The sequence below is a fragment of the Rhodococcus sp. SJ-2 genome (assembly GCF_053750035.1).
In genome coordinates this window covers 5,374,435-5,396,603 of the sequence record NZ_CM132340.1, presented here as the reverse complement: position 1 = coordinate 5,396,603, position 22,169 = coordinate 5,374,435, and the positions used below count along the sequence as shown (strand labels likewise).

At 65.6% G+C, this 22,169-nt stretch carries 18 protein-coding genes; 12 read left to right on the top strand and 6 right to left on the bottom strand.

Features of this window, described 5'->3' with window-relative positions; translation table 11 throughout:
• Window positions 1-73 precede the first annotated feature (73 nt).
• Window positions 74-3,385: a BTAD domain-containing putative transcriptional regulator gene (locus tag ACSYG9_RS25195; RefSeq protein WP_440125024.1), complete on the top strand. Its 3,312-nt coding sequence runs from the start codon at window positions 74-76 to the stop codon at window positions 3,383-3,385.
• A 47-nt stretch (window positions 3,386-3,432) separates the two neighbouring features.
• Here the strand turns inward: ACSYG9_RS25195 and ACSYG9_RS25190 are convergent, their stop codons facing one another.
• The gene (locus ACSYG9_RS25190) at window positions 3,433-4,263 is read right to left on the bottom strand and encodes an ABC transporter permease (protein ID WP_454840375.1); all 831 of its coding nucleotides are present in this window, start codon (window positions 4,261-4,263) and stop codon (window positions 3,433-3,435) included.
• Complete coding sequence (locus ACSYG9_RS25185; protein ID WP_440125022.1) at window positions 4,260-5,246, bottom strand: ATP-binding cassette domain-containing protein; 987 nt, start codon at window positions 5,244-5,246, stop codon at window positions 4,260-4,262. The genes ACSYG9_RS25190 and ACSYG9_RS25185 overlap by 4 nt, the downstream gene beginning before the upstream one ends.
• A gap of 141 nt (window positions 5,247-5,387) precedes the next feature.
• On the opposite strand from ACSYG9_RS25185, the gene ACSYG9_RS25180 reads away from it, so the two are divergent.
• A complete protein-coding gene (locus ACSYG9_RS25180) occupies window positions 5,388-6,725 on the top strand; it encodes a DNA polymerase IV (RefSeq protein WP_440125021.1) in 1,338 nt (445 codons plus the stop codon).
• Between the two features lie 142 nt (window positions 6,726-6,867).
• Window positions 6,868-7,368: a hypothetical protein gene (locus ACSYG9_RS25175; RefSeq protein WP_440125020.1), complete on the top strand. Its 501-nt coding sequence runs from the start codon at window positions 6,868-6,870 to the stop codon at window positions 7,366-7,368.
• Window positions 7,369-7,467: 99 nt separating this feature from the next.
• On the opposite strand, the gene ACSYG9_RS25170 is transcribed toward ACSYG9_RS25175, so the two are convergent.
• The gene (locus ACSYG9_RS25170; RefSeq protein WP_440125019.1) at window positions 7,468-8,424 is read right to left on the bottom strand and encodes a hypothetical protein; all 957 of its coding nucleotides are present in this window, start codon (window positions 8,422-8,424) and stop codon (window positions 7,468-7,470) included.
• 65 nt (window positions 8,425-8,489) lie between these two features.
• Here ACSYG9_RS25170 and lspA point away from each other — a divergent pair, with 65 nt between their 5' ends.
• From lspA to dnaE, 5 genes are all read left to right on the top strand, one after another.
• The gene (gene lspA, locus ACSYG9_RS25165) at window positions 8,490-9,146 is read left to right on the top strand and encodes a signal peptidase II (protein ID WP_454840372.1); all 657 of its coding nucleotides are present in this window, start codon (window positions 8,490-8,492) and stop codon (window positions 9,144-9,146) included.
• A gap of 14 nt (window positions 9,147-9,160) precedes the next feature.
• Complete coding sequence (locus tag ACSYG9_RS25160; RefSeq protein WP_440125017.1) at window positions 9,161-10,069, top strand: RluA family pseudouridine synthase; 909 nt, start codon at window positions 9,161-9,163, stop codon at window positions 10,067-10,069.
• Between the two features lie 3 nt (window positions 10,070-10,072).
• Entirely contained in the window at window positions 10,073-10,711 is a 639-nt protein-coding gene (locus tag ACSYG9_RS25155; protein ID WP_440125016.1) for a hypothetical protein, read from the top strand.
• A gap of 10 nt (window positions 10,712-10,721) precedes the next feature.
• Window positions 10,722-11,642 (top strand): EamA family transporter RarD, encoded by a 921-nt coding sequence (gene rarD / locus ACSYG9_RS25150; RefSeq protein ID WP_440125015.1) that lies wholly within the window; start codon window positions 10,722-10,724, stop codon window positions 11,640-11,642.
• Between the two features lie 103 nt (window positions 11,643-11,745).
• Entirely contained in the window at window positions 11,746-15,285 is a 3,540-nt protein-coding gene (gene dnaE / locus ACSYG9_RS25145) for a DNA polymerase III subunit alpha (RefSeq protein ID WP_440125014.1), read from the top strand.
• A gap of 18 nt (window positions 15,286-15,303) precedes the next feature.
• Here dnaE and ACSYG9_RS25140 read toward each other — a convergent pair whose 3' ends face one another.
• Entirely contained in the window at window positions 15,304-15,534 is a 231-nt protein-coding gene (locus tag ACSYG9_RS25140; RefSeq protein ID WP_440125013.1) for a hypothetical protein, read from the bottom strand.
• A 118-nt stretch (window positions 15,535-15,652) separates the two neighbouring features.
• On the opposite strand from ACSYG9_RS25140, the gene ACSYG9_RS25135 reads away from it, so the two are divergent.
• The 3 genes from ACSYG9_RS25135 to ilvA all read left to right on the top strand — a co-directional run bounded on the left by ACSYG9_RS25135 (window position 15,653) and on the right by ilvA (window position 19,273).
• Window positions 15,653-16,087 carry a nitroreductase family deazaflavin-dependent oxidoreductase gene (locus ACSYG9_RS25135; protein ID WP_440125012.1) on the top strand — a complete coding sequence of 145 codons (435 nt, stop codon included), beginning with the start codon at window positions 15,653-15,655 and terminating at the stop codon, window positions 16,085-16,087.
• A gap of 7 nt (window positions 16,088-16,094) precedes the next feature.
• Window positions 16,095-17,861: a pyruvate dehydrogenase gene (locus ACSYG9_RS25130; protein ID WP_440125011.1), complete on the top strand. Its 1,767-nt coding sequence runs from the start codon at window positions 16,095-16,097 to the stop codon at window positions 17,859-17,861.
• A gap of 92 nt (window positions 17,862-17,953) precedes the next feature.
• Window positions 17,954-19,273, top strand: a complete 1,320-nt coding sequence (gene ilvA / locus ACSYG9_RS25125; RefSeq protein ID WP_169686468.1) for a threonine ammonia-lyase IlvA — start codon at window positions 17,954-17,956, stop codon at window positions 19,271-19,273.
• Window positions 19,274-19,289: 16 nt separating this feature from the next.
• Here ilvA and ACSYG9_RS25120 read toward each other — a convergent pair whose 3' ends face one another.
• Together ACSYG9_RS25120 and treZ are read right to left on the bottom strand one after the other, a co-directional pair.
• The gene (locus ACSYG9_RS25120) at window positions 19,290-19,580 is read right to left on the bottom strand and encodes a hypothetical protein (RefSeq protein ID WP_440125010.1); all 291 of its coding nucleotides are present in this window, start codon (window positions 19,578-19,580) and stop codon (window positions 19,290-19,292) included.
• A 120-nt stretch (window positions 19,581-19,700) separates the two neighbouring features.
• Complete coding sequence (treZ, locus tag ACSYG9_RS25115; RefSeq protein WP_440125009.1) at window positions 19,701-21,428, bottom strand: malto-oligosyltrehalose trehalohydrolase; 1,728 nt, start codon at window positions 21,426-21,428, stop codon at window positions 19,701-19,703.
• Between the two features lie 86 nt (window positions 21,429-21,514).
• On the opposite strand from treZ, the gene ACSYG9_RS25110 reads away from it, so the two are divergent.
• Window positions 21,515-22,162 (top strand): TetR family transcriptional regulator, encoded by a 648-nt coding sequence (locus ACSYG9_RS25110; RefSeq protein ID WP_440125008.1) that lies wholly within the window; start codon window positions 21,515-21,517, stop codon window positions 22,160-22,162.
• Window positions 22,163-22,169 lie beyond the last annotated feature (7 nt).

Here is a 22,169-nt window from a genome sequence, read left to right as displayed (position 1 = left end):
TCGCTCACCGGGGCCCCCGGGAGGTCCAGAGTCTCTCGGGGATCCCGATGTCGGGGTACTAGGATCGGCGGAGGTGCACCACGATTCGAACGACCTCATTGCGGCAGCCGCGGCCGGCGTGGAAGTTGCCCTGTTGGGTGAGGTGGCGACGCGCCGTGGCGACGAGCTGATCCCACTGCCGGGCCTGCGTGCCCGCAGTCTCCTTGCAGCCCTGGCACGCAGGCCGGGCCGCGCGCGCAGCTCCTGGTCGCTGATCGAGGACGTGTGGGGTGACGAGCCGCCGCGCTCGCCGACGAACGCGTTGCACACCCAGATCTCCCGGCTCCGCGCTGTGCTACCCGACGGTGTGCTCGAGAAGGGTCCCGCCGGCTATCGCCTCCTCCTCGACCGGACGCAAGTCGATCTGACCTTGGCGCGAGTGTGCGAGCAACGCGCGCAGCAACAGCGTGCGGACGGAGACCTCTCCGGCGCCGTGGCAACCGTCCGGAATGCACGAACTCTGTGGCGCGGCGAGCCGGGCGCGGATCTGGTGACAGGTGACCTCGCCCGTGAGATCGCCGACGAGGCCGCTGCTCGTGCCGCCGGGCTCGACGCCGTGGAACTGGCCGCGACGGTCGTGATGGGGGAGCTGGAGCAGGCGTTGCCACTGGCACGCGCAGCCGCTGCGAAGGCTCCCGTCGACGAACAGGTACACGGCCAGTTGATGCTGGTGCTCTCGAGCCTCGGACTCGACAGCGAAGCCCTCGAGGTGTTCGCCGGACTCCGCACCAGGCTCGCCGACCGGCTCGGTGCCGATCCGTCACCTCGGTTGGTCGACCTCAATACGGCTATCTTGAAGGGGGAGTCGCCGAGGTTCGCCTCGACACCGGCAGTCGAGGCGGAAGCGCATGCACGGCCACACCGTGCTCCCGAACCGGAACATGGCGCAGCACCGACGATTCCGCGTTCCGTTGGGCTGCGAGCAGCGCCCAATGCCCTGCTCGGGCGCGAGGCAGATCTGGCCGAAGTCGAGCGCCTGATGGCAGATGCGCGCGTGGTCACCGTGCTCGGTCCGGGTGGCACAGGAAAGACCCGTCTCGCGCACGAGATCGGCCTTCGGGCAGCACGAGATATCCCGGTAGCGCTGGTCGAGCTTGCCCCGTTGCGCAACGGGGCCGACGTGGTCGCCGCGATCAGCTCCGTCCTCGGTATCGGTGAGGTCGAGCTGACTCCCGGGACGGTGTTGACCAGAGCGCGGATACACGACGCGCGTGACAGGTTGCGAGAGGCACTCTCGTCGCGTCCGTCGCTGCTGATCGTCGACAACTGCGAACACCTGATCGACGACGTTGCCGAGGTCGTCGCGGACCTGGTCGCGGCGAGCGGACAACTGACAGTGCTCGCCACGAGTCGCGCTCCGATGGCGATCACCGCTGAGGTCGTGTATCCGCTGTCCCCGCTGGACATCGCGGAGGGTGGATCACCAGCAACGGATCTGTTCAGCATCCGCGCGAGGGCCGTGCGTCCGTCGGTGCGGTTGGATCCCGCGGAAGTAGCACGGCTCTGCCGCACTCTGGATGGTCTTCCGCTCGCGATCGAACTGGCCGCCGCGAGGGTGCGCACCATGATGGTCGAGGACATCAATGCCCGGCTCACCGACAGATTCACGCTGCTGCGTTCAAGGGACCGCACTTCCCCCCACCGACATCGCACCCTCTATGCGGTCATCGAGTGGAGCTGGAATCTCCTCGAACCCGATCAACGGGCGGCGCTGCGCCGGTTGTGCAGGTTCCCGGCAGGCTTCACACTCGATGCCGCAGTCGCCGTCGCGCAGTGGGGTCAGGTTGCCGATGCGGCATTCGCGATTGAGGGACTGGTGGCCCAGTCGATGCTCACCGTCGTCGAAGAACGTGCAGGTCTGCGGTACCTCATGCTCGAAACCGTCCGCGAGTTCGGAGAGGAACAGCTGGCCCGCGGCGACGAAGAGGCCGCGGTCCTCGACCGGACGTTCGACTGGGCAGAAGTGTTCTGCCGCGGCGCCGTACGGAGGTTCCTCGACGGCGACCAGACCGCCGTCTCACGCGCGGTCGATATCGAACACGACAACCTGCTCGCCGTGTTGAGACAGGCGCTCAGCGGCGGACAGGACCGGGTGGCGCTGACGGTGTTCCCGGTCCTCGGCATGCTCTGGACGTTGCGCGGCACACACTCCGAGGTGCTCGCCTGGTCTCCCCGGATTCTCGACCTCGATCCCCGGGGCGCGGAAGCCCGTGCAGTGCCGGGAAACCTCCTCGCCTCGAGTTACCTGCTCGTCGCCACTGTGCTGTCGTTCAGCGGTGTCAGCCGCGAGCTTGCCTTCACCCGAATTCGGCTCCGCGACATCGTCCGGACCCGAGACGATCTCGATCCCGTGATCGCCACGGCCACCGCGCTGCTGGTGCTACCGGTATCCGGCCGGGGTGTCGCGCGTGCGCTGGCCGTTGCGGTGCGACACCCCGATCGGGCGTCACGTTGTGCTGCGCTGATAGTGCGGGCCAACCTGCGGGAGAACAGCGGCGACATGTACGGTTCCTGGTCCGATGGCCGGGCGGCGCTCGAGCTCGCCCTGGCGGCGGGGGAGGAGTGGACGGTGTCGATGGTCAACCAACACCTCGGCAGTATCGCCGCGCAGTCGGGCCGTTACGAGGAAGCGGTCGCCTACTACCGTGACAGTGCCGAGCAGTTGCGGGAATTGCACGCATACGACGAGTCCGCGGCTCTGCACAGCTATATTGCTGCTGCGCTGGTAGGTCTGGGTCGCGTCGGCGACGCGCGCCGCGAGCTGGATCAGGTCGGTGACCCCGACGACACGACCGTGCATGACCGGAATCAGGGGATCGCCGCACTCTCCGCGAGTCGCGCCGAAGTGAACTTGGCATCCGGTGAAATCGACGCCGGACTGCGAGGTTACCGGACTGCGCTCGCGCTGAGGGGCTGGCCGGACACAGGCATCGACGACATTCCCGATCCGTTCGGGACGCTGGTCGTGGCGGCGACCATCGGCGCTCATGTCCTCGCCGGTCGTGCAGCCGAAGCAGGGGACGTCGTCGACTGGCTCGGAACAAGGATGAGGGAAGACCTCGGCCCGGAGGGGTACCGCGATCTGCCCCAGATCGGGGCAGTGGCGTGCGCGCTCGGTAGTTTCGATGTCGCGACCGGATCCGAGGGTGGATTGCGATTGCTGGCACTGTCCACGAGAGCAATTCCTCGGCAGGACTTTCCGTCGATGAAGGTGTCGCGGCATCTGGACCTGGCTCGGGTGACCTCAGGCGCCGAGCGCGTCGAAGAGGCACTCGCCGCGGTCGCGGGACTTCGTCGTCACCATGCCCGATCCTCGATCCTCGAAGCGCTCGGCAGCCGCAAGTAGTGCAGGTCCGCATGGGTCCTGCACTACTTGCGGGCGGTGGGTCGGCATCACGCCTTGCGCATGTACGCGCGTACTGCCAGTGGCGCGAACACCACCACGATGACCGCGGCGCCGACCAGCGACCACACCAGCGGCATCCCGACCTGGCCGTTGTTCACCAGGTCGCGCACGGCCGTCACGAGATGCGAGACCGGATTGATGCTCACGAACGTCTGCATCCAGCCCGGCATCGTATCGGCGGGTACGAACGCGTTGGACATGAAGGTCAGAGGGAACAACACGAGCATCGAGATACCCTGCACAGCCGACGCTTTGTTCATCAGCACACCCATCAGTGCGAAGATCCAGCTGATCGCGAAGGCGCACACGACGACGAGGAGGCCGGCCGCCACGACACCGATGATCCCACCGTCCGGTCGGAATCCCATCGCGTACCCCATGGCGAAGGTGATGGTTGTTGCGATCGCGTACCGGACGATATCCGAGAGCAGCGCGCCTGCCAGCGGCGAGATCCGGGCGATGGGGAGGGATTTGAAGCGGTCGAAGACTCCCTTGTCCATGTCTTCGCGCAGCTGGGTCCCGGTCACGACGGACGCGGTGATCACAGTCTGGACCAGGATGCCCGGGATGATGATCGGAAGGTACGACGCGACGTCACCGGCGATGGCTCCACCGAAGATGTAGGTGAACATCAGCGTGAAGATGATGGGCTGGATCACGACGTCGAACAACTGTTCGGGATTGTGCTTGACTTTGACGAGCCCGCGGTACCCCATTGTCAGCGACTGGGTCACGGTGTCGCGGAGTCCGACGCGACGTGCAGTGGGGAGCGGGCGGGGTGCGATGCCGGGTCGCTCAGTGGCAAGAGTGGTCGTCATGCGACGCTCGATTCGTTGTGGGGGGCGGTCGCCGAATCGGCGTCGTGCCCGGTGATGGTCAGAAACACTTCGTCCAGGCTGGGTTTGCTCACCGTGATTTCGTCGACGACGATGCCGTTGTCGCGCAATCGGATCAGCAATTCGGGGGTGATCGAGGTGTCGGTCAGTGGTGCGGTGAGCCGCGCTGCCTCGGGGCTGACGGCGACGTCGACCCCCAGTGCTTCGATGAGGATCGCGCGGGTCGCTTCGGCGTCTTCGTGGTCGACCAGCGACAGGTGCAGCGATGACATTCCGACCGACGCCTTGAGCTCGTCGGCGGTGCCGTCCGCGATCACGCGGCCGTGATCGATCACGGCGATCCGGTCCGCGAGCTGATCGGCCTCGTCCAGGTACTGCGTGGTCAGGAGCACGGTGGAACCCTCGGCGACGAGCCTGCGGATCGTGTCCCACATCTGGGCACGGGTGCGCGGATCAAGACCGGTCGTCGGTTCGTCGAGAAACAGCAGTGGCGGCTGCGAGATGAGACTGGCCGCCAGGTCGAGGCGACGGCGCATACCGCCGGAGAAGTACTTCAGTGCCCTGCTCGCGGCATCCTCGAGCGCGAACTCCTCGAGCAGTTGGTGGGTCTTCCGCCGCGAATCTGCGCGGCTCAGACCCAGTAGACGCGCGAAGATGATCAGGTTCTCGGTCGCGGTCAGATCCTCGTCGACCGACGCGTACTGCCCGGTGACGCCGACCAAGGAGCGCACCGCTGTCGGTTCCGCGACCACGTCGTGCCCGAATACTCGGGCGCTGCCTGCGTCCGGCCGTAACAGTGTGGCGAGCATACGGATGGTGGTGGTCTTGCCCGCGCCGTTGGGGCCGAGCACGCCGTAGACCGAGCCGGTCGGGACAGTGAGGCTGACGCCGTCGACGGCAGTGAATGCGCCGAAACGTTTGACCAGCCCGTCGGCCTCGATGGCAGGGGGAGACGAATGGTTCATGCGTGGTGCCCTTCGGATCGTGGTTGCTGATGCCACTGTCCGCGCACCCGATTGCACGCCTCTTGCATGGCACTTGCGTCTTGCTTGCGCGTTCGAACGCCCGGCAACGAGCGTGTTGGCGTAGCCCTCTAACCTGGGGAGATGACCACCGCCGCGAACCGGCGCTGGGTCCTACACGTGGACCTCGACGCATTCTTCGCGTCCGCCGAGCAGCTCACCCGGCCGACCCTTCGGGGTCGGCCGGTACTGGTCGGTGGTCTCGGGGCACGCGGGGTCGTGGCGGGCGCGAGCTACGAAGCGCGCGGCTACGGTGCCCGCTCGGCGATGCCGATGAGCCGAGCGCGCAGGCTCGTCGGGGCCGGCGGGATCGTGCTACCTCCACGCGGTGTCGTGTACCGAGAGTTGAGCACCGCAGTGTTCGACACCCTGCGTTCACGAGTACCGGTCCTCGAGACGCTCTCGCTCGACGAGGCATTCGCCGAACCCGTGGAACTGGCCGGGGCGTCCGCCGAGGAAGCCGACCGCTTCTGTGCGGAGTTGCGGGCCGAAATCCTGGAGAAGACCGGTCTCGTGGCCTCCATCGGTGCGGGGTCGGGGAAGCAGATCGCGAAGATCGGGTCGGGGCTGGCCAAACCGGACGGACTGCTCGTCGTGCGACCGGAGGAAGAACTCACGCTGCTGCACGGCCTTCCTGTGCGCAGCCTGTGGGGTATCGGACCGGTGGCCGAGGAACGGCTGCGGAAGCTGGGGATCGACACCATCGGCCACCTTGCAGCCCTTCCTGTCACCGAGGTCGCGTCCATTCTCGGTACAACGATCGGCCCTGGCCTGCACAGGCTGGCCAACGGTCTCGACGACCGCCCCGTGGTCGAACGCGCCGAGGCCAAACAGGTCAGTGCCGAAACCACCTATGCGACAGACATCGTGGCGTTGCAGTACCTGCGGCGCGCGGTGACTACCAGTGCGACCGCTGCGCACGAGCGGCTACGCAAGGACGGGCGTGCCGCGCGGACGGTGGTCCTCAAGCTGCGTAAGTCCGACATGTCGATTCTCACCAGGTCGACGACATTGCCCTATCCCACGGAAGACGTGCAGGTACTCACAGCCGCGGCGCAACGTCTGGCTCTCGACCCACTCGAGATCGGGCCCATCAGGCTTGTCGGCGTGGGGTTCGCCGGGCTGTCTGCGATTGCGCAGGATTCGCTCTTTCCGGAACTCGATGCGCTCGAACCGGAACCGTCGCGAGCTGATCCGATCGGCGACAGCGTGTCCGAGCCGGCGCAGGCGCCGGGCCGGCGGTGGCAGCCCGGAACCGACGTCCGGCATCCGGATTTCGGACACGGCTGGGTCCAGGGGGCCGGCCACGGTGTCGTCACGGTTCGATTCGAGACGAGGTCCACCGGGCCTGGGCCTGCGCGGACGTTGGACGAGGCAGATCCGTTGCTGGACCACGCCGATCCACTGTCGAGCCTGCACTGACACGCGTTCCAGCGGCCCTCAAGGTTCTGCCGATACCGCCGGGTACTCTTGCGGACGACCCGCCTGTCGCGGTGGACCCATCCGTCGCTGGATGACCGAGCACGAAGGTCGTGTTCGTTCGAGAACGAGAAGGACGAGAATTTTGAAGCTTCGCAAGATCACCGTCGCTACGGTGGCGCTCGCCGCCGCCCTCACGATGACTGCCTGCAGCTCGGATGACGGAGGCTCGACCGAGACGACCGCGGCAACCTCGACGGCAGAGACCACGACGTCGGAGGCCGTTGCATCCGAGTACCCGCCGGTGCCCACCGTCGAGGAACTGCAGACCATGCTCGACCAGGCCTTCGACGGCAGCATTCCGGCCGAGGAGAAGCAGAACCTCGTGCAGGGTGCAGAGCTCGATCCGACCCTGATCGACCAGGTCGCAGCAGCCGCGCAGCAGGCCGGTGCGAAGGTCACCATCATCGATATCAACGACAACGAGGACGGCACTGCGACTGCGGGTATCGAGACCGCCATCGGCGATCAGGTATCCACGGGCACGGTCATGTTCGTTGCTGAAGACGGCTACTGGAAGCTGTCGCAGGACAACGCGTGTGCGATCGTGTCGCTGGCGGCCCTGCAGACGCCCGCGTGCCCGTAAGTTCCTGAGAACAGTCTCATTTCATGAGACGGGGATGGTGGCCGGCGCGGAGATCCGCGTCGGCCACCGCCGCTTCGGTGACCAGTCGACCGGACCGGCTCAATTTCCCGGGGTGTGCCAGCCCACCCGGTCCACCTGGGACTGCGACAACCGAGTTTCGCCATTCGGGTCGAGATAGGTCTGATCACCGCTCACCGTGAAGTCGCCCTGAACGGGCAGTGGCTTACTCGGGTCGATCGTCATCGTTCCGTCGCCTGCCATCGTGTATTCCTCGACGGACAGCTGCCCTTGTCCGTTGGGCAACATCCAGGTCGACTCCTGCGGAATCTGTTCGACGCGGACATCCACGCGGATCCGGTCGTCGTCGCGGGAGACGAGAGTAGCCGTGCCGACCTGATCGATCGTGATTCCCGCGCTCATCACCTGTTGGTGGCTCTCCCACACCGCGCCCACACCGATCGCTTCGTCGGGGAACGCCACCATCCGGTAGACCGCTTGGTAGAAGGCCTGTTCGAGTGCTGAGCGCGCCACGTTGGGTACCGCGGTCCCCGGTTCGAGTCGCAGCGCACTGACCGCACCGTTGGGGCCCATCGTCAGCCCGGCTCCGGACCCCTGGACCTCGGTGAGGGATGTCTCGAGGTGCGGGTCGGGGGTACTGACATCACCGAGTATCAGGTCGACCACGGTGCCGGGTGCTCCCTCGGCCACCGACTCGGTGACCGTCGCGGACAGCGGTGTCGTCAGTTCAGGGGTGGAGAAGTCCTGCGCCGCTTGATCGCCGATCTGCTGGTGCACCTCGGAGCGCGTGGTCAGGATCACGCTCTGTTCGGTACCGGTTGCGGGCGTCAATCGCACAACCTCGCGGGGCTCGGCTCCCGCATCGAGCACTGTCGCGGTCACAGCGGACACGGGCACCGTCACCTCGGTCGAAGACGCGGCGGTCACCGCGGGAGTGCCGTCGGGCGAATCACCGCATCCCGTGACGAGCGCGGTGAGCGACAGGACGGCGGCGAAGGCGCACGGCCTCGTATAGGCGAATCTCGACAGCACAGGCACGTCACCAGGGTAGCCACGACGGGCGCGGTGGCCGCTTCCTCGGCTGGGTAGGGGATGATGGCGGAGTGAGTGACGAAGCTTCCCGGCCCGATCCTGCGTTCGATACGCCGGAACCGCCCGCACCGGATCCCCCGGTGAAAGCGCAGGCGGGACCGAGGCGGCTGCGCAATCTGCTCGTCGTGGCAGCGGTGATCTACGTGGCCGATCTGATCACGAAGATTGCCGCCGTCCACTACATCGACCCGTCCGATCCCATCTCGGTCATCGGCGACACCGTGACATTGACGCTGATCCGCAACCCCGGCGCCGCGTTCTCGATGGCGACCGGCATGACGTGGGTGCTCACGCTGGTGGCGATCGGGGTCGTCATCGGTGTGATCAAGATCGGCCGGACGCTGCGCTCGCTGTGGTGGGCTCTGGGGTTGGGGTTGGTGCTCGGAGGTGCGCTCGGAAATCTCACCGACCGGCTGTTCCGCTCTCCCGGGCCGCTGCAGGGGCATGTCGTCGACTTCGTGTCGGTCGGATGGTGGCCCGTGTTCAACGTCGCCGATTCGGCGATCGTGTGCGGCGCGATCCTGCTCGTCGCGTTGACGGTGTTCGGCGTCGAGCCCGACGGAACACGTGCGAACTCCCGGGACACAGCGACACCGGCAGACGCAGCCCTACCGGACAGCGCAGGGGACAGCGAATCGGAATCCAACGGAAAGGAAGAACGTCAGTGAGGGAGACCCGGGCCATGCCCGTACCGGACGGACTCGACGCGATGCGGGTCGATGCCGGACTGGCCCGTCTGCTCGGCTTGTCCCGCACGGTGGTCGCTGCGCTCACCGAAGAGGGCTCCGTGATCATGGACGGTGCGCCGATGGGCAAATCGGATCGACTCTCTGCGGGATCGTGGCTCGAAGTGGTCCTGCCCGAGCCTCCGCGGCCGTTGACCATCGACGCGAAGCCCGTCGAAGGTATGGAGATCCTCTACTCCGACGACGACATCGTCGCTGTCGACAAACCCGTCGGTGTGGCCGCGCATGCGAGTGTCGGCTGGACGGGTCCGACGGTCATCGGTGGTCTGGCCGCCGCTGGCTTCCGCATCTCGACCTCGGGTGCACACGAACGGCAGGGCATCGTGCACCGGCTCGACGTCGGCACTTCGGGCGTCATGGTCGTCGCGACCTCCGAGCGTGCGTACACCGTGCTCAAGCGCGCATTCAAGCAGCGCACCATCGACAAGCGGTACCACGCACTCGTGCAGGGCCACCCTGATCCGAGCAGCGGCACCATCGACGCCCCGATCGGGCGGCACCGAGGTAGCGACTGGAAGTTCACGGTCACGGCGGACGGCAAACCCAGCATCACGCACTACGACACCGTCGAAGCGTTCCAAGCGGCGAGCCTGCTCGACATCCACCTCGAGACCGGCCGCACCCACCAGATCCGTGTGCACTTCTCCGCTCTACGGCACCCGTGCTGCGGAGACCTGACCTACGGCGCCGATCCGCGTCTCGCGGCTCGTCTCGGGTTGGAACGCCAGTGGCTGCACGCACGCTCTCTCGGATTCGCGCATCCGACCCGCGGGAACTGGGTCGAGATCACCAGCAAATACCCGGCTGACCTCGAGCACGCACTCGACGTATTGCGCAACGCCTGAGCCATGGCCCGGATTGTGTCATGGTCGGCGACGGCTGCGTTGGTGCTCGCGGTGCTCCTCGCCGGTGTGCTCAACCCGGTCCGTCCGGCGTCGGTGCGCACCGACGCGCTCGGCCCCGACAACGGAGAGCAGGTCGCGGACTATCTGGGCCGCGCCGAGTCGACTCTGACCGAACTCGGACCGGACCCGAGCTGGGCGCTCGTGTCGTTCGTCGAACCGCTGGATGTCGCCGCAGTTGCCGCGCTGCCGGGCACCCTGCGCGTCGCCCAGGTCCTCTTCCGGGTGCCGATCGACCGGGTGCAGACCCCGTTCGTCACCGTCGCCGTGTCGGCGCATCCGGAGGCGCTGCAGCGCGCTCCGGACGTCGCTGCAGGGCGGTTGCGCAGCACCGCTGCAGCAAGCGATCGCGCGGGTCTGATCGCTGCCGTCTCCGCGGAGCGACTCGCGGCCGAGTGCGCATGCGTGGTGGGGATCGTCGTACGAGGTACCGGTGACCAGTTACGAACGGCGGCCACCGCTCCCGAAGTCCGGGCGGTCGAAGCGCTGCCGTCGGATGCGGTGGCCGGGAGGTTCTCGGTGAGACCACTGTTGCCCGAACATATCGACACGGTGGCCCCCGGCGCTGACGACGGCGAGCCGTAGGAGCCGACGATTGTCCACCAAACCACATGACCCGACGGCCACCGGTGTGCTCTGCGGCATCGGCGCGTATGCCGCATGGGGATTGTTTCCGGCGTTCTTCGGACTGCTCGCGCCCGCGGGGGCGGTGGAGATCCTCGCCCATCGCGTGGTGTGGACGCTCGTGCTGATGATGTTGCTGCTCGCGGTTCTCGGTCGGCTTTCCGGCCTGCGTCATCTCGGACCGCGTACCTGGTCACTCGTCGCGGCAGCGTCGACGGCGATCGCCGTCAACTGGGGTGTCTACATCTACGCTGTGGTCTCCGGGCAGGTCATCCAAGCCGCACTCGGATACTTCATCAACCCGCTCGTGAGTGTCGTGTTCGGTGTGTTGTTCTTCCGCGAGCGGCTCCGGCCCGCGCAGATCGTGGCGTTGATCGCCGCCGCCGTCGCAGTGGTGGTGATCACCGTCGATTACGGGCGTCCACCGTTCCTCGCGCTGATTCTCGCTTTCTCGTTCGCGTCCTACGGCGTGCTCAAGAAGATCGTGCCTCTCGACCCGCGGACGTCTCTGGCGGGCGAGGGCATCGTCGCGATGCCTTTCGCAGTGGTCTATCTCGTCTTTCTCGGCGTCACCGGTTCCGGAACCTTTGCCGGGTACGGCATCGGGCACTCGCTGTTGCTGATGTCGGCGGGACTGGTGACCGCGGTGCCGTTGTTGCTGTTCGGGGCTGCGGCGCATCGGGTGCCACTCGCGACGATGGGCATGCTGCAGTACCTCACACCCAGTCTGCAGATGGTGTGGGGCGTGATGGTTCTGCACGAGGACATGCCTGCTTCACGGTGGATCGGATTCGCGCTCATCTGGGCGGCGCTCGTGGTGTTCAGCGCTGATGCGCTGGCCCACGTGCGGCGTGAGCGCGGCCTCCGCGCGACAGCGACGAGTGTGGAGTAGCACGCATCACCGTCTGCTGTCGGACACCGGTGTGCCTGTCCGATGACGTTGCACCGAGCGCCTAGACTCGTCGTTGCCCACAGACTTTCCGGGAGAGGCACGCGTGGCTGACTCGTTCGTTCATCTGCACAATCACACCGAGTACTCGATGCTCGACGGCGCGGCGAAGCTCGGGCCGTTGTTCGCCGAGGCCCAACGGCTCGAGATGACAGCTGTCGGTATGACCGACCACGGAAACATGTACGGCGCCAGTGAGTTCTACAACTCCGCGACGAAAGCCGGTATCAAACCGATCATCGGGATCGAGGCCTATGTCGCGCCCGAGTCACGCTTTTCCACCAAGCGAGTGAAGTGGGGCGACCCCAGCCAGAAGTCCGACGACGTGTCGGGCTCGGGTGCTTACACGCACATGACGATGGTCGCAGAGAACGCGACCGGCCTGCGCAACCTGTTCAAGCTCTCTTCGCTTGCGTCGATCGAGGGGCAGCTCGGCAAGTGGGCCCGCATGGACGAAGAGCTCATCGCACAGCACCACGAGGGGATCATCGCGACCACCGGATGTCCTTCGGGTGAGATCCAGACGCGCCTGCGTCTCGGTCACGACCGTGAGGCACTCGAGGCTGCCGCGAAGTGGCAGGAGATCTGGGGCAAGGACAACTTCTTCCTCGAATTGATGGACCACGGCCTGTCGATCGAGCGGCGTGTCCGCGAAGGCCTCCTCGAGATCAGTAACAAGCTCGGGATCCCGCCGTTGGCGACCAACGACTGCCACTACGTCACCAAGGATGCCGCAGAGAACCACGAAGCTCTGCTGTGCATCCAGACCGGTAAGACCCTGTCGGATCCCACCCGATTCAAGTTCGACGGTGACGGCTACTACCTCAAGTCGGCGCAGGAGATGCGCGAGCTCTGGGACAGCCAGGTTCCCGGAGCGTGCGACAACACCGTGCTGATCGGCGAGCGCGTGCAGTCCTACAAGGAGGTGTGGGAGCACCACGATCGGATGCCGATCTTCCCGGTTCCGGAGGGAGAGACGCAGGCCAGCTGGCTGCACAAGGAAGTCATGCGCGGCCTCGACCGCCGGTTCCCGCACGGGCCTGTCCCCGAGGAGTACCTGCGGCGCGCCGAATACGAGATCAGTGTCATCAACGAGATGGGGTTCCCCGCCTACTTCCTCGTCGTCGGCGACCTGATCAACCACGCCAAGGACGTCGGGATCCGAGTCGGCCCCGGTCGAGGCTCAGCGGCAGGATCGCTCGTCGCATACGCCATGGGGATCACCAACATCGACCCCATCCCGCACGGCTTGCTGTTCGAGCGATTCCTCAACCCCGAACGCGTGTCGATGCCCGATATCGATATCGACTTCGACGATCGCCGTCGCGGAGAGATGGTCCGCTACGCCACCGAGAAGTGGGGCAGCGACAAGGTCGCGCAGGTCATCACGTTCGGCACCATCAAGACCAAGGCTGCGATCAAAGACGCGGCGCGCGTCCAGTTCGGTCAGCCGGGGTTCGCGATCGCCGACCAGATCACCAAGGCGCTTCCGCCGCCGATCATGGCGAAGGACATCTCGGTGTCCGGCATCACCGACCCGACGCACGAGCGGTACAAGGAAGCCGTCGAAGTCCGATCGCTCATCGACTCGAACCCGGACATCGCGAAGATCTATCAGACCGCCAAGGGACTCGAGGGTCTGATCCGCAACGCGGGTGTGCACGCGTGCGCGGTGATCATGTCGTCCGAGCCGCTCATGGATGCGATCCCCCTGTGGAAGCGCGCGCAGGACGGTGCGATCATCACCGGCTGGGATTATCCCTCGTGTGAAGCCATCGGCCTGCTCAAGATGGATTTTCTGGGGCTGCGCAACCTCACTGTCATCGGTGATGCGATCGACAACATCCGGGACAACCGCGGGATCGAACTCGATCTCGACACGTTGCCGCTCGAAGATCCTGCGACCTACGAACTGCTCGCGCGCGGCGACACCCTCGGGGTGTTCCAGCTCGACGGTAGCGCCATGCGCGACCTCCTGCGGCGAATGCAGCCGACGGGGTTCGAAGACATCGTTGCCGTGCTCGCGTTGTATCGCCCGGGCCCGATGGGCATGAACGCGCACAACGACTATGCGGACCGCAAGAACGGACGGCAGGAAGTCAAGCCGATCCACCCGGAGCTCGAAGAGCCCCTGAAGGAGATCCTCGCGGACACCTACGGTCTGATCGTCTACCAGGAGCAGATCATGCAGATCGCTCAGAAGGTTGCCGGTTACTCCCTCGGACGCGCAGACATTCTGCGTCGCGCCATGGGTAAGAAGAAGGCCGAAGTCCTCGCCGCGGAGTTCGAGGGCTTCGAAGCGGGCATGCTCGCCAACAGCTACGGCAAAGACGCGATCAAGGCGCTGTGGGACACCATCCTCCCGTTCGCCGGCTACGCGTTCAACAAGTCGCATGCGGCCGGTTACGGCCTCGTGTCCTTCTGGACGGCGTACCTCAAGGCGAACTACCCCGGTGAGTACATGGCAGGACTCCTGACGTCCGTTGGTGACGACAAGGACAAAGCTGCTGTGTACCTGTCCGACTGCCGCAAGATGGGCATCACGGTGCTGCCGCCGGACGTCAACGAATCGCACACCAACTTCACCTCGGTCGGTGAAGACATCCGGTTCGGGCTCGGCGCGGTCCGCAACGTCGGTACGAATGTCGTGGCGTCCATCGTCAGAGGACGCGAGGAGAAGGGTCGGTACGTCGACTTCTCCGACTATCTGGGCAAGATCGACACGGTCGCGTGCACCAAGAAGGTCACCGAATCGCTCATCAAGGCGGGCGGATTCGACTCGCTGAAGCATCCCCGCAAGGGCCTCATGCTCGTGCATGCCGACGCCATCGATGCTGTGATGAGCACCAAGAAGGCCGAGGCCATCGGACAGTTCGACCTGTTCGGTGGTGCCGACGCCGACGAATCGGTTGCGTCGGTGTTCAACGTCCGGATCCCCGACGAGGAGTGGGACAGCAAGCACCTTCTTGCGCTCGAGCGGGAGATGCTCGGACTCTACGTGTCCGGCCACCCGCTCAACGGTGTCGAGCACGTGCTCGCGTCCCAGGCCGACACGCAGATCCCCGCGATTCTCGAGGGCGGTCTCAAGGACGGCACTCAGGTCACGGTGGGCGGAATTCTCGCCTCCGTGAACCGCCGTATCAACAAGAACGGTCTCGCATGGGCGTCCGCACAGCTCGAGGATCTCACCGGTGGGATCGAGGTGCTCTTCTTCCCCCAGTCGTACGCGGTGTACGGCATGGATGTCGTCGAGGACTCGGTTGTGCTCGTCAAAGCGCGCGTGTCGATCCGCGACGACCGAATCTCGTTGATCGCCAATGATCTTGCGGTACCGGATCTTTCCCAGGTGGGTGTGGCCAAGCCGGTGTCGGTGGCGATGCCGACCCGGTTGTGCACTCCCGACAAGGTCGGAGCGCTCAAGAATGTACTGACCAGGCACCCCGGCACCGCGGACGTCCACGTCCGGCTGATCACAGGCAGTAAGGTGACTCTGCTCAAGCTCGACGACAGTCTGCGCGTGGAACCGTCGTCGGCATTGATGGGCGACCTCAAGGCACTGCTCGGACCGGGATGTCTCGCGACCTGAGGTCGCGGGCGGTGGCCGCTAGTGGGAAGTGCGCCGGTAGTACGCAAGGCGCACCCACCACGTGACGGTGGTGGCCGCCGCGGCGGTGAGCACAGCGATCTGTGCGGTACCTGTGATCACGAACAGGGCAATGAGCAGCAGGGCGCCGACAGCAAGAGCCTCGAGTTTGTAGAGCGGCCATTCGGTGCCGGCGATGTCGACACCGGCCACGCGAGCGGTCCTGCGGGGCCGCAGGTCGAGGGTCGTCATGGAGTGGCACCTCCGGTCGAGGAAAGTCTTCCTTCAGGGTAGACGCATAGAAGAATTCGGGTCAACGAACTTCTGGTCCTGGGTGTGCCGGATCACCCCGCGGTGTTCACTGGTAGGTATGCCTCTCACCGGAGAATACGAACCCAGCCCGTCGAAATGGGCCGCCGACCAGGTCGAAACCTACGAGTCTTCCGGCGGTACCGCCGGTACCACCCTCAATGGCAAGCCCGTCGTCGTCCTCACCACGCGCGGCGCCAAGACCGGAAAAGTACGCAAGACTCCGTTGATGCGAGTCGAACACGACGGGGAGTACGCGGTTGTGGCCTCGCTCGGCGGGGCACCGAAACATCCCGTCTGGTACTACAACGTCGTTGCGAACCCTCAGGTGGAACTGCGAGACGGTACCGAGGTGCACGACATGGTGGCGCGCGAACTGCACGGCGACGAGAAGACGCTGTGGTGGGACCGAGCGGTGGCTGCATTCCCCGACTACGCCGACTACCAGGCCAAGACCGATCGTCAGATCCCCGTTTTCGTCCTCGAACGGAAGTAGGCCGGGCATGGCTGCGCGGACCGTCGCGGATCAGCTGGTCGGTCAACTCGTCGATGCGGGTGTGCGCCGCATCTACGGAATCGTCGGTGACAGTCTGAACCCGGTCGTGGATGCCGTGCGCCGTACCGGCGGCACCGCGTCGGGCGGTATCGACTGGATCCACGTGCGTCACGAGGAGGCTGCGGCATTCGCTGCTGCGGCGGATGCACAGCTCACCGGGGAGCTGGCGGTGTGTGCGGGATCGTGTGGGCCGGGCAACTTGCATCTGATCAACGGGCTCTACGACGCGCACAGATCCGGAGCGCCGGTGCTCGCCATCGCCTCACATATTCCGTCCACCCAGATCGGCTCCGGATACTTTCAGGAAACCCATCCCGACCGTCTGTTCGTCGAATGCTCCACCTACACCGAGCTGATCAGCGCTGCAGCGCAAGCTCCTCGGGTGCTGCAGAGCGCGATGTCGCACGCACTCGCCGGGCCGGGTGTTGCCGTCGTCACCCTGCCCGGTGACATCGCGGCACTGCCCTCGGAAGGGCCGGCGCCGCGACTGGTCCGTACAAGTGCCCCGACCGTCGTGCCCGCAGAGTCGGACGTACGAGCGCTGGCCGAGGCGATCGATGCCGCCGACAAGATCGCGATCTTCGCCGGCGCGGGTGTTCGCGGTGCACGCGAAGAGGTCTTGGACCTCGCGGAGACAGTGGCAGCGCCGATCGGGCACAGCCTGCGCGGCAAGGAATGGATCCAGTACGACAACCCGTTCGATGTAGGAATGACCGGCCTACTCGGCTACGGCGCCGCACACGACGGTATGCACGGTGCCGACCTGCTGTTGCTCATCGGTACCGACTTCCCCTACGAGCAGTTCCTCCCGGACGTGCGCACGGCGCAGATCGACATCGATGCGAGCAGGCTCGGCCGTCGCACCGAGTTGGATCTCGCAGTGCACGGTGACACCGCCTCGACCTTGCAGGCGTTGAAACCGTTGATTCGGCGCAAGTCCGACCGGAAGTTCCTCGAGCGCACACTCGAGCGTCACCGCGATCTGATGGACAAGGTTGTCGGCGCGTACACGACACCTGTCAAGCAGCGGAAGCCGATTCACCCCGAGTACGTCGCGTCGATTCTCGACGACCTCGCCTCCGACGACGCGGTGTTCACTGCCGATACCGGTATGTGCAACGTGTGGTCGGCCCGGTATCTCACCCCGAACGGTCGCCGACGTTTTCTGTCGTCCGCACTGCACGGGTCGATGGCCAATGCGCTGCCGCACGCGATCGGTGCCCAGTTCGCGGCACCCGACCGGCAGGTGATCTCCGTCAGCGGAGACGGTGGTCTGTCGATGTTGCTCGGGGAACTGATCACCGTGGTCATGCATCGGTTACCGGTCAAGATCGTCCTGTTCGACAATGCGACCCTCGGCATGGTGAAACTCGAGATGCTCGTCGACGGCCTCGCAGACTTCGGCGTGGATGTGCCGGCAGTCGACTATGCGCGGGTGGCCGAAGCGCTCGGGTTCTACGCGCGCCGAGTAGCGGACCCAGGGGAGGTGGAGCAGACACTGCGCAGCGCATTTGCTCATCCCGGACCGGCGCTGATCGACGTCGTGACCGATCCGCTGGCGCTGTCGCTCCCCCCGACGATCACCGGTGAGCAGGTGAAGGGCTTCGCTCTCGCCATGTCGAGGCTGGTGATGAACGAGGGGGTGGGTGAAGCGGTGAAGATGGCGAAATCGAATATACGAAACCTGCCGAGACCGTCCCAGTTCCGATCCTGACCGACCGCGAAGGGGGTCGCGTGGGCAGTCCGAGCGGCAAGTGGCAGCATTGAACAGTGACCTCCACCTGGCGAACCGCTGAACCAACGCACATGACTGCCGTCCCGACTGCGGCCGATATCGACATTGCGGCGGAGCGAATTGCGGAGGCAGTTTCACCTACCCCTATCGAACTGAGCCCTCGGCTGTCGGCTCTCACCGGTGCGCACGTCTACCTCAAGCGCGAGGATCTGACGCGTGTGCGCTCGTTCAAACTGCGTGGCGCCTACAACGCGATGGCCCAGCTGGACGATAGGGAACGTGCTGCCGGGGTTGTGACGGCCAGCGCGGGTAATCATGCGCAAGGTGTCGCGTACGCGTGCCGGACGATGAGAGTCGCAGGCCGCATCTACGTGCCCGCGCGGACCCCGAAGCAGAAGCGTGACCGCATCCAGGTGCACGGCGGTGAGTTCGTCGAACTGATCGCCGTGGGGGATACTTTCGACGCCGCCGCTGCTGCGGCGGCCGACGACGCGGAACGCACCGGCGCGACGATGATCCCGCCGTTCGACGACGTCCGTACTGCAGCGGGGCAGGGGACCATTGCCCGCGAGATCATCGATCAACTCCCGGGCGACCTGGATGTGCTCGTGGTACCGGTCGGCGGCGGGGGACTGATCGCGGGTATCGCGGCCTACCTGCGCGAGAGATCCCCCCGTACCGCGATCGTCGGCGTCGAACCCCGCGGTGCGGCATCCATGACCGCTGCACTGGTCGCCGGGGGCCCAGTGACCCTCCCCGAGGTGGAACCGTTCGTCGACGGCGCCGCTGTCAAGCGGATCGGTGACGTCCCGTACGCGGTGGTGTCGCAACTCGGTGCCGAGGTGGTGTCGCATTCGAGTCTGCCGCTCGTCGCGAGCCTGCGTGCGGAAGGTCTCGGGCATGCCCCGTTCGGCATGACCCAGGTCGACGAGGGTGCGGTGTGCACGTCGATGCTCGACCTCTACCAGAACGAGGGCATCATCGCCGAACCCGCGGGCGCGCTCGCGGTCGCGGCGCTCGAGGATCTGTCGATCGAACCTGGTGCAACAGTTGTGTGTCTGGTCTCCGGAGGCAACAACGATGTGTCCCGGTACGGAGAGATCGTCGAACGATCACTCGTTCACCGGGGTCTCAAGCACTATTTCCTCGTGAACTTCCCTCAGGAGCCGGGAGCGCTGCGGCGGTTCCTCGATGAAGTGCTCGGCCCCGATGACGACATCACCCTGTTCGAGTACGTCAAACGGAACAACCGTGAGACCGGTGCGGCGCTCGTCGGTATCGAACTCGGTGCAGCGGAGGATCTTTCGGCGCTCTTGCATCGAATGGACACATCGCCGCTCGAGGCGGGCCGGCTCGAGCCGGGCTCGCCCGCCTACCGCTACCTCACATAGGACTCGTTACCCGAACTCACCAGGGCATGCATACGAGCCAGGGCCCGAACCAGAAGCAATTCGGACGCCAGAAGTGTCCGCGATTCCAATCGTTGTGTCCGCGATCCCAATCGCGGTGGTTGCGGTCCTTGTTCCAATCGTTGTCGTGGTGCCCTCCTCGTTCGTGATCCCAGCCGCGGTCGTTGTGTCTGACATCGACTACGCCCGGAGCCGAGTCCGTTGCCGGGGCTGCGGTGGCCACGGCCATGGGTGTGAAGACAAGAGCGGTTGTGAGAAAGGCGCTCGCCAGTACTTTCTTGGGTTCCATCACGATTCACCTCGAAAAATTTCGGCGGTATTCTGACGGTACGCGCGGTCTCGAGGCTTGATCAAGGGGGATCGTGGGGCAGATGTTCGGCAGATGTTGACTGTTCGGTCAACCGGCAGTTCAGGATTCGAGTACGACGAACGAATGTCCCGGCACCAGTACCGCCGATTTCGTCCGGTTCATGACGGGGTCGTCCCACCAGAGCAGTGGTCGGCCACCGACAGGAACGGTCACAGGATCACCACCGAGATTGCAGACCACGCGAATCGCACCGCGATGCACCACGATCCAGTGTTCGTCCTCGTCGTATGTCAGCTGCAGGTGCTCGAGCCAGGGGTCGGTGAGTTCGGCGCGGAAGCGACGCAGTTCGAGCAGCTGCCGGTAACAGTCGAGCAAGCGCGCATGCTCGGGATCGGTGCGCTCGTCCCAGCGAAGGATCGATCGGCGGAAGGTCTCCGGATCCTGAGGATCCGGGACATCGTCGATGTCCCATCCGTGTTCACCGAACTCTCGTCGGCGTCCCTCGACGACGGCCCTCGCGAGTTCGGGTTCGGGGTGCGAGGTGAAGTACTGGAATGGGGTGCTTGCCCCCCATTCCTCGCCCATGAACAACATCGGGGTATACGGCGAGGTGAGAACGAGTGCGGCCTTCACCGCGAGTTGCCCCCGATCGAGATAGCCGCCCGGCCGGTCGCCGCGGGCTCGGTTGCCGACCTGATCGTGGGTGCACGTGTACGCGAGCAGCGAACTGGCCGGTACCCGCCGCACATCGAGTGGGCGTCCGTGCACGCGGCCACGGAACGACGAGAACGTGCCCGCGTGGAAGAAGCCGTGCCCGAGGGTACGTGCAAGACACTCGAGGGAACCGAAATCACCGTAGTAGCCTTGGCTCTCGCCCGAGACTGCGGTGTGAATCGCATGGTGGACGTCGTCGTCCCACTGTGCGTGCATGCCGTATCCGCCTGCGGACCGGGGTGTGATCGTTCGGGGATCATTGAGGTCGCTCTCGGCGATCAGGCTCAGGGGACGACGGAGATGAGCGGACAGACGCAGAGTTTCGACCGACAGCTCCTCGAGCACGTGCACCGCGGTCTGATCGATCAGCGCGTGGGTGGCGTCGAGCCGGAGCGCGTCGATGTGGAACTCGCTGAACCAGCGCAGGGCGTTGTCGATGATGTAGCGACGCACCTCACCGGATCCGGGGCCGTCGAGATTGATGCTCTCGCCCCAGATTCCCGGTTTCTCCGATACATAGGGACCGAATCTGCCCAGGTAGTTTCCGGAGGGGCCGAGATGGTTGTAGACCACGTCGAGCGCCACGGCGATGCCGCGGGCGTGGGCGGCATCGACGAACCGTTGCAGTGCGTCGGGGCCGCCGTACGGTTCGTGTACCGCATACCAGAGCACTCCGTCGTAGCCCCATCCGCGGGGGCCGTTGAATGCATTGACAGGCATCAACTCGACGAAGTCGATTCCGAGGGCCACGAGATCGTCGAGATGCTCGATGGCGGCGTCGAGGGTGCCTTTCTCGGTGAACGTGCCGATGTGCAGTTCATAGAGCACGCTGCCCGCGAGTTGTCGTCCGGTCCAGGCGCGGTCGGTCCAGCGGTCGGGATCGATCCCGTGCAACTGTGACGGTCCGTGTACGCCGTCCGGCTGCCGCTGGGAACGGGGATCGGGCAGCACGTTCTCGTCGTCGTCGAGAACGTAGCCGTAGCGTGACCCGGGGGAGGCATCGACGGCGGCGCGCCACCAGCCGTCGTCCCCTCGATCCATCGGATGGAGCTCGCCGTCGACGTGGAGGCGAACGGACGACGGGATCGGAGCCCAGACCTCGAAGGTGTGCACGAGGCCAAGCATGCCCTGTTCGTGAGCGTGGCGCAGCACCTTTCCGGTGCACCGGCAATGCAGTCGATACTGTTAGGCTGAACTCGATGTCCGCAGCCAAGAGAACGTACAGCTCACCGTTGCGGGATGAGGCTGCGCGCCGCACACGCATAACGATCCGAGATGCCGCGGCGACATTGTTCGAGCGCAACGGGTACGTGAGCACCACCGTCAAACAGATCGCCGGCGAAGCGGGTGTCGCAGTGCGAACGGTCTTCACCGCCTTCCCGGAGGGCAAAGCCCAGCTGTTCCGGGAAGCGCTCGACGCCGCCGTCACCGGGGATGCGGCCGACGCCGACCCGAGTACTCCCGGCTCGCCTCAGTCGCGGTCACCGCGCGCGTCGGGCGCCGCAGCCGCCGTCATCGACCAGGTGGTGGGGTATGGAGCGGCGATGCTCGAGCGTGCCGGTGGCCTACTGATCACGTCGATCGAATCGTCGGGCGCTGACCCCGACATGTTGCGGTTCGCCGAGGACGACGCGCGCGCTACCGCAGAGAATGCGCGAACCCTCGCCGAGGGGTTGCACCGCAGCGGATGGCTACGTACCGACGTCACCGTCGACCATGCCGCGGACGTGCTCTACACCCTCAGCTCCCCGCAGGTACACGCGTTGCTGCGACGCGATTGCGGATGGGACGTCGACCGGTATCGCACGTGGCTCGCCGACACCCTGCGAACGACGCTGTTGCGCTGAGCCCGAA

What these genes read in the sequence shown, in the direction of transcription:
- ACSYG9_RS25190 (WP_454840375.1), bottom strand. Translation starts at nt 4,263, where the DNA reads ATGACGACCACTCTTGCCACTGAGCGACCCGGCATCGCACCCCGCCCG.
- ACSYG9_RS25185 (WP_440125022.1), bottom strand. Translation starts at nt 5,246, where the DNA reads ATGAACCATTCGTCTCCCCCTGCCATCGAGGCCGACGGGCTGGTCAAA.
- ACSYG9_RS25180 (WP_440125021.1), top strand. Translation starts at nt 5,388, where the DNA reads ATGACCACCGCCGCGAACCGGCGCTGGGTCCTACACGTGGACCTCGAC.
- ACSYG9_RS25160 (WP_440125017.1), top strand. Translation starts at nt 9,161, where the DNA reads ATGCCCGTACCGGACGGACTCGACGCGATGCGGGTCGATGCCGGACTG.
- ACSYG9_RS25155 (WP_440125016.1), top strand. Translation starts at nt 10,073, where the DNA reads ATGGCCCGGATTGTGTCATGGTCGGCGACGGCTGCGTTGGTGCTCGCG.
- ACSYG9_RS25140 (WP_440125013.1), bottom strand. Translation starts at nt 15,534, where the DNA reads ATGACGACCCTCGACCTGCGGCCCCGCAGGACCGCTCGCGTGGCCGGT.
- ACSYG9_RS25135 (WP_440125012.1), top strand. Translation starts at nt 15,653, where the DNA reads ATGCCTCTCACCGGAGAATACGAACCCAGCCCGTCGAAATGGGCCGCC.
- ACSYG9_RS25130 (WP_440125011.1), top strand. Translation starts at nt 16,095, where the DNA reads ATGGCTGCGCGGACCGTCGCGGATCAGCTGGTCGGTCAACTCGTCGAT.
- ilvA (WP_169686468.1), top strand. Translation starts at nt 17,954, where the DNA reads ATGACTGCCGTCCCGACTGCGGCCGATATCGACATTGCGGCGGAGCGA.
- ACSYG9_RS25120 (WP_440125010.1), bottom strand. Translation starts at nt 19,580, where the DNA reads ATGGAACCCAAGAAAGTACTGGCGAGCGCCTTTCTCACAACCGCTCTT.
- ACSYG9_RS25110 (WP_440125008.1), top strand. Translation starts at nt 21,515, where the DNA reads ATGTCCGCAGCCAAGAGAACGTACAGCTCACCGTTGCGGGATGAGGCT.